Raw genomic sequence first — 11456 nt, forward strand, 5'->3', positions numbered from 1 at the left:
GGTTTCACGAGGTTTTTACTCCAGGCATTCAAACGACAATTCGCCCGCTAACGTTTATCTAATGCTATGCTGACAAGCCCCGCCGATGCGGGGCTTTTTTGTGAATCATTTTTCAGAGGCCCCTCATGCTGCCCGACTACTCCGTCATCGCCTGGCTGTTAATCGTGTTTTCCGTTTACCTGACCGGCATCTCAAAAGGTGGTTTTGCGGGGGGCTTCGGTACGCTCTCAGTGCCGTTGATGGCGCTGGCGATTAGCCCCGCTCAAGCGGCGGGCCTGCTGCTACCACTGTTGCTGGTTATGGACGTGTTTGCGGTAAAAGCGTGGTGGGGAAAGCATGATATAGCCGAAGTATGGCGCTTTGTGCCGGGGCTGTTCGTCGGTGTTGCAGTGGGGACGCTGCTGTTTGACCGCCTAAGCGAAGAAGGCTTACGTCTGACACTCGGTGCGATCACCTTATTGTTCGCTGCGTACATGCTGCTTAAACCCGTCGCCAAGAAACCTATTTCCACCCGATGGGCGTTACCGGCTGCCACCATCTGCGGCTTTACCAGTTTTATGGCCCACGCAGGTGCGCCGCCGCTGAACGTTTATATGCTGCCACGCAAACTGACTAAAGAGACCTTTATCGCTACCTGCGCAGTAACGTTTGCGGTGGTTAACGTCATTAAGCTGGCGCCCTATATGTGGCTTGGCGAGATTAACGTGACCAGTGCCTGGGCCTCGCTGGTGCTGGTGCCGATTGCCTGGATTGGCGTGCGCAACGGCCTGTGGCTACAAAGCCGGGTTAACGAAGCGTTGTTCTATCGCTTAGTGATTTTGGCTATGTTTTTGGTGGGCTTTAATTTGATCTGGCAGGCGCTGACATAGACAAAAAACGCTCATTCACTGATAAAACGCTTAAGGGCGTTCGCCAGTCTAAACGCCGCCACCCTTCTACACTCGCTACCTCAGCCAACACATGGTCGGGGTTAACCACCACGGGGCAATCCACATATTGCAGCAGCGGCAGGTCATTACGTGAATCTGAGTAAAACGTAGTGTGACTGGGAGTAACGTGTTGTTCGGCCAACCATTGCTTCAGACGTAGCACTTTGCCACCGCGATACGAAAGAATACCTTCGCTGCCGCCCGTATAGCGCGCTTCTTCGTTAATACCGTTTTCTACGCTTAGCTCTACTGCCAACACGTGCTCAATGCCTAGCGTGGCCGCAATCGGCTCAACCAGATGGCGCGAGGAAGCAGAAATCAATAGCAGCGTATCGCCTGCCTGACGGTGCGACTCCAGGCAACCCCACGCTTGCTCAAAGATACGCGGCTGCAGATGTGTGGCAACAAAACGCGCCACTTCTTTTTCCACATCTGCCACGCGGCGGCCCCGCAGCGGCGCCAGCGTCATCGCCAGATATTCTTCCAATTTAAGCTTACCCGCGTGATAGGCCCGCTGCATTTGCTCCGCGCGCGCCATAAAGGTCTCGGCATCGCTTATCCAGCCTTGCTCTATCATCCATAAATTCCAGCGGGCGCTGCAGTCTCCGTCCAGAAGGGTGTCATCAAGATCAAACAAGGCCAGGCGCATAGCAGCACTCCTTTCATCGCGGGTTGGCGGTCAGTAGAGTATGCCAAAGGCCATGACAAAACGATGACGCTGCTAGCCCCACCCCATTTATCGCCCGCTATCAGCACTCGGTAAAGCATCCCGCCATGAATAAGACGGTGCGAAACCGACAAGGCGACGCGCTTTGTCATTGCTATAGAAAGTCTCGAACTCCCCCATCTCGCGTCTGACCGGCACGTTCGGGTAAAAACGTTCAATCACCTGGGCATTCGTCAGGCCAACCGAAAGATCGTTATTGGCGACATTGAATACCTCGTAACCCAGACCATCTGTCTTCAGGCAACAGTCGACCATTTGCCCCAGATCACGAGCATCAATGTAGGCGAAGATGTTGCGTCGGCGCATAGCCGGTTGATCCAAGAAGGCCGGAAATAGCTCGACATATTCATGCGGTTCAATAACGTTGTTGATTCTCAAACCGTAGATATCGATGCCCGAACGCGCCTGAAAGGAACGTGCCGTTACCTCATTGACCACCTTGCTCATGGCGTAGCTGTCCTGGGGAACGGTGGGGTGCTCCTCATCGACAGGCAGATAGTCCGGTGCCTTCTCACCATCAGCAAAGCAGATACCGTAAGTGGTCTCGCTGGAGGCAAAAATCACCTTTGGAATGCCTAGCCGAGTAGCGGCATCAAGAATGTTGTAAGTGCTGAGTGTGTTGATGCGGTAAGTTTCATTATCCGGCCGGTGAAGGATAGCGGGAATAGCGGCGAAATGGACAATAGCATCGTAACGCGGCACGCCGGTGCCCGGTTCAAGCTCGTCGATCCCTGCATAGGCTTGGCATGCATTAAATACTTGGCCAGCGTCGGTCAGATCAACCTTCAGGGTGGTGATACCGGGCACGTCAGACACGACCCAATCCAGATTGATGACTCGGTGGCCCTGATCGCGCAGATAAGCACTAGCATGACGACCGGCCTTGCCGCTGCCGCCAGTGAAGAGAATTCGCATGGAGACTCCTTAATTAATAGAACGAACCACTTCACCTTAGCAAAGAAATGTCCGGTACTGATTGATTGAGAACAGGGTTTGCTAAAAGGACGGTTGCATTAGATTAGGTGGTTAACCGCGCGGCAACTAAGAAATGCCTATTAAACATCCAGGCATTTTCAAAGCAGCCTGGATGCTTGTTCATGGCCAATCCGTGCGTTTATTGATTCATTGCCTGTGGCAAATACAAGACGATGCCTGGGAAGATGTGCATCAACGCAATCGCCAGCAGCATCAGCAGGAAAAACGGCAGCGTGGCCTTGGTGATGGTCAGAATATCTTTACCCGTTAATCCTTGGATCACGAACAAATTAAAGCCAACGGGCGGCGTAATCTGCGACATTTCAACGACTACGACCAGGTAAATACCAAACCAAATCAAATCGAAGCCCGCAGCGCTCACCACCGGCATAATAATCGCCGTCACCAGCAGAATCAGCGAGATACCGTCGAGAAAACACCCCATCACCAGCAACAGCAGCGTCAGTGCTACCAGCAGCATGGTGGGTGAAAGCCCCATTTCACTAATCGCCTGGGCCAGCTTCATGGGCACTTGAGTAAAGCCCATCGCCGAGGTTAAAAATGAGGCGCCGGCAATAATAAACGCGATCATGCAGGCCGTGCGAACCGCGGCAAACAGCGAGTTTTTGAAAATATCGCGATCAAAGTGGCCGTTAAAACGTGCAATCACAATCGATAGCACCACACCCACCGCAGCAGCCTCAGTGGGCGACGCTAGCCCGCCATAGATCGAAAAGACAATGCCGCCAATCAGTAGCAAAATAGGGACCAGTGACCACGTATTACGCAGCTTTTCCGCAAAGCTCATGTCCGACTCATCTTCACCGGTAAGCCCTTCACGATTGCCTTTCAGCAGCGCCCATAAAATGAGATAGGTCATAAACATTGCCAGGATCATTAAACCGGGGCCAATACCGGCCATAAACAGCCTGGAGATCGACTGCTCCGTCACAACACCGTAGACGATCAACACGATAGACGGTGGAATCAACAGCCCAAGCGTCGAAGCGCTGGCCAATGTGCCAATCGCCATATTGCTGTCGTAGCCCCGTCGTTCAAGTTCTGGTAGCGTCATCTTGCCCACCGTGGCGCAGGTCGCCGCGGAAGAGCCGCACACCGCGGCAAACATCCCGCTACCAATAATATTGGTATGCAGCAAGCGACCCGGCAGGCGGTTTAGCCAGGGTGACAGGCCGCGAAACATATTGTCGGCGAGCCCCGAGCGAAACAGTATCTCGCCCATCCAGATAAACATCGGCAGCGCAGTAAGATCCCAGCCGTAGCTGGCTCCCCAAAAATCCGAGGCCAGAATAGAGCCCGGTGAAAATGAGCTGAAGAACTCTAGCGCGATCCAGGCAGTGCCGATCAGCGCAAACGCGATCCACACACCGCTGCCAAGCAGTAGCACGAGGGTGAAAATGGTAGCAAGGCTTAGTAGTAGCACGAAATACTCTCCTGAATTGAGGGCATAGGCATTATTAATATCGCCACTTATCTCGCCTCACTGTCATCAGCCGCGGTGGCCTCTCGAAAGCTTGAGGGGTCGCGGGCAGCGATGCGCAATGCCATCAACAGGGCTTCGATCAGGGCCAAACACAGCAGGCCAACGCTCGTCGCCAGCACGGTTTGGGGAATCCATAGCGGAATCGACAAAAATCCTGAGGAAACGTCGTTATACGCCAAACTTTCTCTTGCCAGCTCAATCAGGCCGTAACTCAGCATTAGGCTGATCGCCAGCGCAATGATCAAACAAAACACTTCAAACCACACGCGCACTGCCGATGGCAGCCGTGCAATCAGCAGCGTCACACGAATATGGGCGTGGTGCACAAAGGTATACGCCAATCCCAAAAAGGTCGCCCCTACCAGCAGGTAAGAAGCCAGTTCCGAAACGCCGGTAATACTTAAGCCCAAGCGGCTCAATCCCACCAGTACAAGCAGCGCATCGATCAAGCGAAAGGTCACCTGGAACGCGATGAGCGCACAGATAGCCACCATACACGCCGCGGCTCCCCAAGCCCCCAGACGATAGAGTTTGTCGAATTTAAACGTCATATTCATAGTCTCGCGAAGCACATGGGAAAAGCAGAGGGTCTGGCCAAGACCAGCCCCTCACAAGAGCTATCAAGATGAGGATTAGCTATCCCGCTGCTCGCGATAGGCTTCCAGTGCCTGTTTAGCGTCGTCATCGGCACGCGACTGCCAGTCTTCAAACAGCTTGTCGCCAGCCGCTTGTAGGGCAGCGGATATAGCGTCATTAGGCTCAGAAACCGCAACACCTTTTTCTTCCAGCGTGACCAAACTGGCATCGTTATCTTCTTGGCTCATCTCCCAGCCACGTTTTTCCGCCTCAGCGGCGGCTTCCATTAACGCGTCCTGAGTCGCTTCATCCAGACCATCAAAACTACGCTGGTTAATGAATACGATATTTTTAGGCAGCCACAGGTTGGCATTGGTGTAATCCGTTACATAGTCCCACGCGGCCATGGAACTGCCGGTGGAGCTGGAGGTAATCATGGCATCCACTCGGCCGGTGCTGAACGCGGTGGGAATATCAGATTCTTCGGTTTCCGTGGGGCTGCCGCCCAAGTTATCGACAAAGCGCTGGGTGTTGATATTAGGAGCACGAACGCGCAACCCTTCAAACTGCGCAGGGTCGGTTAGTGCTTCTGAGGTGTAAATGCCTTGCGCGGGCCAAGCAACCGCATACAAAGGAATCAACCCTTCATCAGCAAACAGCTCGGTAATCATGGGCTTGGTGGCTTCCCACAGCGCGTAGGCATCATCGTAGCTACCCGCTACGCCCGGCAGCGTATCGACTTCAAAAATAGGGTCATCGTTGGACAGAACCGAAAGAAACACTTCACCTGCATCAATAGTGCCTCGACGAACCGACGGCTTAATTTCCCCATGCGCTACCAATGAACCGCCGCTATGAACGGTGATGGTGAGCTCGCCATCGGTGGCTTCTGCCACATCGTCGGCGAACTGCTTGGTATTTTGCGTGTGGAAGCTGGCATCGCCATAGGGCGTGGCCATCGTCCATTCGGCAGCGTGAGCCGTGACCGTTAAGCCGCAGGCAGTTGCCAGTAGCAGTGTAGACGTTAGTGTTTTGCGCATCTTGAGAACCCTCTTATTCATTTTAGTAATGTGTGACTGATGGTATTGGGCCCAAATCTCGTACACACAGGAGTACGATACCTCTGCGTCAATAAAACAACATACCATCATGCAACATCGAGACCATTCCCAGCGCTGAAGCTTAACCAACGCTGTTATCACGCCCGTCATCAAGGCCATTAGAATGAACCGACCCACCATCCACTGGCTTACGTTATTATTCCCACAAACGGTTGGCAGTGGGCAAATCATGTTTATATATTGGTGGTGAATTAACCTTCAGCATGCGTCTTACTCACACCCAAATAACAGGAGTCGCTATGGCCATCCCCCTGCTTAACTGCGATATGGGCGAAAGTTTCGGCAACTGGAGCATCGGCTTAGATGCCGATGTGATGCCCTATGTCGACTGCGCCAATATTGCCTGCGGCTTTCACGCCTCTGACCCTCATGTGATGCGACGCACCGTCAAACTGGCTGTCCAGCACGGCGTGCGTATTGGTGCGCACCCAGGCTACCCCGATTTAATGGGCTTTGGACGCCGTTCAATGGCCTGCTCCCCGGAAGAAGCCGAAGACATGGTGCTCTACCAAGTCGGCGCACTGGCGGGCATATGCCAAGCGGAAGGCGCTCAGTTGAGCTACATAAAGCCCCATGGCGCGCTGTATAACGACATGGCCGCTAACCTTGCGTTACTCGAAGGCGTGATGCGCGCCGTGCGCGCCTATGACCCCAGCCTGCCGCTGATGGTGATGTCGACGGCCGACGCTGCGCCGCACCGCGCGTTAGCCGCCAAGCTGGGCATTACCCTATGGTTCGAGACCTTTGCTGACCGCGCCTACGATGCCAATGGCCATCTGGCCTCACGGCGTTTACCCAACGCCGTTCATCACGATCAGCACACTATCGTCAATCAAGCGGTGATGCTGGCAAAAGGCGAACCGCTCACCGCACTTGACGGCACCCCGCTACAGCTGGCCTGCGACACACTTTGTGTTCACGGCGACAATCCCGAATCAGTGGCCGCCGTGCGTGCCATCCGCGAGGCCTTTCAGGCGTTGGAGCAGGCGTGAAACCGAGCATTCAAATACGTCCTAAAATGCGCATTGAAACGACCGCCATGGACGCCCTAATGGTGCGCCTGTTCGACACCATTGATGAAGCCAATATGGCGTGGGTGATCGCCGCCGACCAAGCCCTGCGCGCCGCCTTTGGGAACGCTTTAATTGATTTAGTCCCCTCATATACCACGCTATTAGTTCACTACGACTGTCAGCAACTGGATCACAGCGACGCCCTGAACCTTATCAACAAGACGCTTTGCAACCTCACGCCGGCAGATACCCAGGCGGGTGAGCTACACATAATTCCCGTGTGGTATGACGAAAGCGTGGGGCCTGAGCTGCCCTTAGTCGCCAAGCGCGCGGGCTTAAGCGTCGAGGCGCTGATAGAACAGCACTGCAACCACGACTACTGTGTATTCGCACTCGGTTTCGCGCCCGGCTACGGCTTCATGGGTTTGGTAGATGAAGCGCTGGCCACTCCGCGCTTAAAAACACCGCGCCGCAAAGTCGCGGCAGGCAGCGTAGGTATTGCTGATCGCCAAACGGCGATTTACCCACTGCTTTCGCCAGGCGGCTGGAACATTCTTGGACGTACCAACGTGCCGCTCTTCGAGTATGCCAAGCGTGGCGATCCCCTGTTCCGCCCTGGTGACAAAGTACGGTTTAAAGCGATATCGCGCGCCGAGTTTGAAGCGGACGGTGGTGATACCACGCCGATGGAGGAGCGCTCATGAGCCAAGTCGCTACGCGTAAAGCGCCCGCAGGAATGCTCGTTAAACAAGCAGGGCCGCTGGCGTTAATTCAAGATGCCGGCCGATTTGGCGTGGGCCATCTTGGCGTGACCCAAGGCGGTGCGGCCGACTGGATTTCTTTTCGATGGGCCAACTGGCTGCTAGGTAACGAGCTCAACAGCGCAGCCCTTGAGATTGTCATGGGCGGCGGCTTAAGCCTCGAAACCGAAAGCGAAGTGCGCCTAGCGCTAACGGGCGCAGACCTGGATGCCCAGCTAGACAGCCAACCACTCGCAGTGAATACAAGCTTCACGCTGACGCCCGGCCAGCGCTTAGTATTTCGCCAGCCGCGCCAGGGACTGCGGGCCTATCTCGCGTTTCCTGGCGGGCTAAATGCGCCCGAAGTGCTGGGCAGCCGCGCCTGCACCGCCCGTGAGCAGCTCGGCGGCCTACAGGAAGATGGCAAACCACTAAAAGTAGGCGACCGCTTAACGTGGCAAGGCGATGCCCCAGCGGTTAAGCAACTCCCTGACAGCCAAGGCCTGCGTATGCCCGCAGCAGAATGCCGCCTGCCTGTCGTGCTCGGCTCACAAATCGCCACCTTCAGCGGCCGCTCTCTGTTCCAGGCGTTTAATCAGCCTTGGACGGTGGACAACCGCGCCGACCGAATGGGCGTGCGGCTCACGGGTCCGGTCCTGAATGGCTCACTGACAGGTATTATTTCCGAAGGCATTCCGCTCGGCGCCGTTCAAGTGCCGCCTGACGGCCAGCCCATCATCCTCATGAATGATCGCCAAACGATTGGCGGCTACCCGCGCCTGGGTGCGCTCACCCCGACCGCCTGCGCGTTGCTTTCCCAGTGCTTGCCGGGTACGAAGGTGTGGCTGACACCGGTCGGTGCCAGCCAAGCGCAGGCCGATTATCGGGCACAGCTCAAAGTGTGGCGCTAATACGTCAAAGCCCCTCACGTGAGGGGCTTTGTTGAGGGGCTTTGACGCGTACAGGTTCTAGCGCATTAATGTCTGGCCATCTGCAGCTCTTTAACCACAATATCGCCATCAATCACAATAGGCTCACCATCCAGAAACAACGAGCAATTGCGCATCGGAATATCGAGATGACAGGCAGTATCGTTAGACCCGCCCAGTTCGCTATTCGGGCCAGTGGAGAACATCACGTTGCCATAGAAGCTGCGCGGCTCCATGCCCATGCCGCCAGGAAACTCCCCCGGCACCATGCGGTGCCATTTGGCATTAGGGTTCATGCCCCAGCCTACATGGCTCATCCCCATTCCGCGCGGGTCGTTAAAGCTATCCATATAGGACTTCACTAGCTCCGCATCGAGCCCACCGCGAATATCGGTAATCCAGCCCTTCTCGATGGTGTACGTAATCGGCTCTCTGACGTACATATTCTGGGGGAGCAGAATGTCGCCCGGCGCCACCACAATGGTGCCATCAACGCCGTCATCATCACCGCCGGTAAATACAAAGCCTGAAGGCCAGTGATCCCACCGCCCGGGTTCATCGGTACAAGCATACTCAGCAACGGTGGCGTACGTATTGAGTTGATAGGTGACATCAGTTCCGTGGCGCGAGGTGATGCGCATCACTTTGGCTTTTTCCAGCAGCGCGGCGGCCAGTTCGACCTTTTCCCTTAGCTCCTTGGTGGGCAACATTCTGGCCAGCAGCTCTGGCGGCTCAACCGCCGTCAGAATGCGAGTACCTGCCGCTTGAATGGCCATTTGCTCAGGTGAGAAAAGCAGAAAAATACAATCGATCAACATGTCGCAGTTTTTAAGGGCTTCCACCGCATCGGGCATGCTAGCAAGCCCTGTTGTTCCCACGGCCCAGCCACCTGTAGGTAACGGCGCGGGTAATCGCATGTGGTACATATTGGCGCCTAAGCGCTGGCCTGCAGCCATAAAGGCATCGGCATATTCCAGGCGCTCGCTTCCCTGCGTCAGCACCACGAGCCTTTCACCTTCGTGTACGCCGGACATTTTTAACTGATGGAGACAGATTTCCGTAAAGCCTGCATGATCCATAAAGACTCCTACTTCGCTGGTGTACAGCTTATATCGTGTTAGGGAACCTCTGATTAACTATTACGCTAATCAGAGGCTCCTTAGGAAAATCTTCTTGAGAGCGTTTGAGCTTCTAATGTTGAGCCTCACTCAAACGCTCTAAACATTGTCAGATAAAACTAAACGTTAGCCTCCTGAACCGGCGGGCTAACCTTGTGGCTGCGCTTTTTACCCAGCTCTTCTGATATGGCGTCAAAGAAAGCATCGGTGGCTGCTTGATGAGGCTTGGTCATCAGACTAACGCCAACAAACAGCACGCTAGCGACGACGATTCCCCATATCCCGGAAGGCAGACCCAGCAACGAGTTTCCGGTGGCATACATCAGCAGTACAAAGGCACTCGTGCCTACTACACTGACTAAGGCACCAGTGCCAGTACCACGCTTCCAATAGAAAGCGCCGATAATGGCGGGCACCATTGCGACCAGGCCAGACGATGCGGCGACTGACAGTACGGCAATCAAGTCCAACTGCAGCTCGGCAAAGCCCAACGCCAAAATTGCGATGACAGGCACAACAAACTTACCGACCAGCAGCTGGCGTTTTTCACTGACGTTAGGCTTCACGTTCGCGTACACATCACGAGAGACCATTGAGGCCAGCGTCAGCATGATGGAATCAATAGTAGAAACGGCGGCGGCCATAATGCCGACCATCACGATTACGCCCAGCACCGGTGGCACAAACTCGGATGCTAGCAGCGTGGGCGTCGCCAAATCGGCACGTGCAAGGCTGGGGAACGCGGCTAAGGCCGAGAAGCCCCACAGTACCGACACCATGGTGTAGATAAAGCCAAACACTAGAAAACCAATCAGCATTTGCCGCATTGCGCGCAGTGAAGAAGGCATAAACAGGCGCTGGCTAACTTGGGGATTAGAGAGGCTAAAGAAGAACCAAGGAATCGTTAGCCCTAAGAAAGTAACAAAGCTGAACAAACCTGAGCCCGGCACCGTGAGTGACTGAGGGTGCTCCGTCGCAAGCGTGTCAAATAGCGCGCCAAAACCACCCAGGCCCTGAATGACCAGGAATGCCACGAGCGTCGAGGCCACAATCATCATGATCGCCTGGAGAGAGTCGGTCCACATGACCGAGCGAATTCCCGCTATATAAGAGAAGAAGATAGCAATCATCGTGGCCATGATGACGCCCGTCGTAAAGGTAATCGCGCCGTCGGTAATACCTTGCAACAGGTAACCTACACCCGCCAACTGAACCGCTGAGTAAGGAATCAGGAAGATACAGCTGGCAAGAGAAACCGCCATCGCGACGTGTTTGCTGTTATAGCGATGACCCAGCATTTCGCTCGGCGTCACATAACCAAACTTTTTCCCGACGGCCCAAAACTTCGGCCCGAAGATAGCCACTAGGGAAACGCCCGCAAAATAAATAATTTCAAAACCCAGTGCGCCCACGCCTCCGGCGTAGGTGAGGCCTGCTAAACCGACCATCATAAAGGCGCTGTAGGTGGTGGCACTGTAACTCAGCGCCGAGACAAAGCCATTCATCTGTCGATTGCCCAAAAAGTATCCAGACATACTTTCTGCAGCGCCTTGTCGCGACATAATCGCAATGCCTACCGCAATCAATAAATAGATAGCAATAGACCACCAAATGAGTGACTCAGTCATTGCTGTGATCCTCGAAATCTTTAGTGATAAACACATTCAGCGCAATGACAATTAACCCTGCCACCGCCCAAAACAAAAAGCTGCCGTACCAAAGCGCGACATTGCTCAACAGGGTGTAAGGCACTAAATAGCTCAGCAGGACAATTATCCATACGAGCCATATCCATTTACTTCGTTTTCCGAATTCAGGTTTCAT

At 54.5% G+C, this 11456-nt stretch carries 12 protein-coding genes; 4 read left to right on the forward strand and 8 right to left on the reverse strand.

Annotated features, from left to right (window positions below; genetic code table 11):
- Positions 1-125 precede the first annotated feature (125 nt).
- A complete protein-coding gene (locus KUO20_RS14905) occupies positions 126-869 on the forward strand; it encodes a sulfite exporter TauE/SafE family protein (protein WP_235040618.1) in 744 nt (247 codons plus the stop codon).
- Here the strand turns inward: KUO20_RS14905 and KUO20_RS14910 are convergent.
- From KUO20_RS14910 to KUO20_RS14930, 5 genes are all read right to left on the reverse strand, one after another.
- Complete coding sequence (locus KUO20_RS14910) at positions 841-1578, reverse strand: HAD family hydrolase (protein ID WP_235040619.1); 738 nt, start codon at positions 1576-1578, stop codon at positions 841-843. The two genes, KUO20_RS14905 and KUO20_RS14910, sit on opposite strands and share 29 nt — an antisense overlap.
- 87 nt (positions 1579-1665) lie before the next feature.
- Entirely contained in the window at positions 1666-2571 is a 906-nt protein-coding gene (locus KUO20_RS14915) for an NAD-dependent epimerase/dehydratase family protein (RefSeq protein WP_235040620.1), read from the reverse strand.
- 199 nt (positions 2572-2770) lie between these two features.
- Complete coding sequence (locus tag KUO20_RS14920) at positions 2771-4075, reverse strand: TRAP transporter large permease (protein ID WP_235040621.1); 1305 nt, start codon at positions 4073-4075, stop codon at positions 2771-2773.
- Positions 4076-4122: 47 nt separating this feature from the next.
- On the reverse strand, positions 4123-4686 hold the full coding sequence (locus tag KUO20_RS14925; RefSeq protein WP_235040622.1) for a TRAP transporter small permease: 564 nt from the start codon (positions 4684-4686) through the stop codon (positions 4123-4125).
- Between the two features lie 81 nt (positions 4687-4767).
- Positions 4768-5751, reverse strand: coding sequence for a TRAP transporter substrate-binding protein (locus KUO20_RS14930; protein WP_235040623.1), 984 nt, complete (start codon positions 5749-5751; stop codon positions 4768-4770).
- 320 nt (positions 5752-6071) lie between these two features.
- Between KUO20_RS14930 and KUO20_RS14935 the strand changes: the two genes are divergently transcribed.
- From KUO20_RS14935 to KUO20_RS14945, 3 genes are read left to right on the forward strand one after another with little or no spacing between them, the layout of a single operon-like run.
- Positions 6072-6824, forward strand: a complete 753-nt coding sequence (locus KUO20_RS14935; protein WP_235040624.1) for a 5-oxoprolinase subunit PxpA — start codon at positions 6072-6074, stop codon at positions 6822-6824.
- A 26-nt stretch (positions 6825-6850) separates the two neighbouring features.
- The gene (gene pxpB, locus KUO20_RS14940; protein WP_235042495.1) at positions 6851-7549 is read left to right on the forward strand and encodes a 5-oxoprolinase subunit PxpB; all 699 of its coding nucleotides are present in this window, start codon (positions 6851-6853) and stop codon (positions 7547-7549) included.
- Complete coding sequence (locus KUO20_RS14945; RefSeq protein WP_235040625.1) at positions 7546-8496, forward strand: 5-oxoprolinase subunit C family protein; 951 nt, start codon at positions 7546-7548, stop codon at positions 8494-8496. The genes pxpB and KUO20_RS14945 overlap by 4 nt, the downstream gene beginning before the upstream one ends.
- Positions 8497-8561: 65 nt before the next feature.
- Here KUO20_RS14945 and KUO20_RS14950 read toward each other — a convergent pair whose 3' ends face one another.
- From KUO20_RS14950 to KUO20_RS14960, 3 genes are all read right to left on the reverse strand, one after another.
- Positions 8562-9593: a 2,5-dihydroxypyridine 5,6-dioxygenase NicX family protein gene (locus tag KUO20_RS14950; RefSeq protein ID WP_235040626.1), complete on the reverse strand. Its 1032-nt coding sequence runs from the start codon at positions 9591-9593 to the stop codon at positions 8562-8564.
- 158 nt (positions 9594-9751) lie between these two features.
- Positions 9752-11260 carry a sodium:solute symporter family protein gene (locus KUO20_RS14955; RefSeq protein ID WP_235040627.1) on the reverse strand — a complete coding sequence of 503 codons (1509 nt, stop codon included), beginning with the start codon at positions 11258-11260 and terminating at the stop codon, positions 9752-9754.
- Positions 11253-11456, reverse strand: coding sequence for a hypothetical protein (locus KUO20_RS14960; RefSeq protein WP_235040628.1), 204 nt, complete (start codon positions 11454-11456; stop codon positions 11253-11255). Before KUO20_RS14960 ends, KUO20_RS14955 begins: the two co-directional genes overlap by 8 nt.

Origin of the sequence: Vreelandella profundi (assembly GCF_019722725.1) — a bacterium.
GTDB lineage: Bacteria > Pseudomonadota > Gammaproteobacteria > Pseudomonadales > Halomonadaceae > Vreelandella > Vreelandella profundi.

Bases quoted from the DNA above. Each gene is read 5' to 3' on its own strand.
- KUO20_RS14905 (WP_235040618.1), top strand. From the start codon at position 126: ATGCTGCCCGACTACTCCGTCATCGCCTGGCTGTTAATCGTGTTTTCC.
- KUO20_RS14910 (WP_235040619.1), bottom strand. From the start codon at position 1,578: ATGCGCCTGGCCTTGTTTGATCTTGATGACACCCTTCTGGACGGAGAC.
- KUO20_RS14915 (WP_235040620.1), bottom strand. From the start codon at position 2,571: ATGCGAATTCTCTTCACTGGCGGCAGCGGCAAGGCCGGTCGTCATGCT.
- KUO20_RS14925 (WP_235040622.1), bottom strand. From the start codon at position 4,686: ATGACGTTTAAATTCGACAAACTCTATCGTCTGGGGGCTTGGGGAGCC.
- KUO20_RS14930 (WP_235040623.1), bottom strand. From the start codon at position 5,751: ATGCGCAAAACACTAACGTCTACACTGCTACTGGCAACTGCCTGCGGC.
- KUO20_RS14935 (WP_235040624.1), top strand. From the start codon at position 6,072: ATGGCCATCCCCCTGCTTAACTGCGATATGGGCGAAAGTTTCGGCAAC.
- pxpB (WP_235042495.1), top strand. From the start codon at position 6,851: ATGCGCATTGAAACGACCGCCATGGACGCCCTAATGGTGCGCCTGTTC.
- KUO20_RS14945 (WP_235040625.1), top strand. From the start codon at position 7,546: ATGAGCCAAGTCGCTACGCGTAAAGCGCCCGCAGGAATGCTCGTTAAA.
- KUO20_RS14950 (WP_235040626.1), bottom strand. From the start codon at position 9,593: ATGGATCATGCAGGCTTTACGGAAATCTGTCTCCATCAGTTAAAAATG.
- KUO20_RS14955 (WP_235040627.1), bottom strand. From the start codon at position 11,260: ATGACTGAGTCACTCATTTGGTGGTCTATTGCTATCTATTTATTGATT.
- KUO20_RS14960 (WP_235040628.1), bottom strand. From the start codon at position 11,456: ATGAAACCTGAATTCGGAAAACGAAGTAAATGGATATGGCTCGTATGG.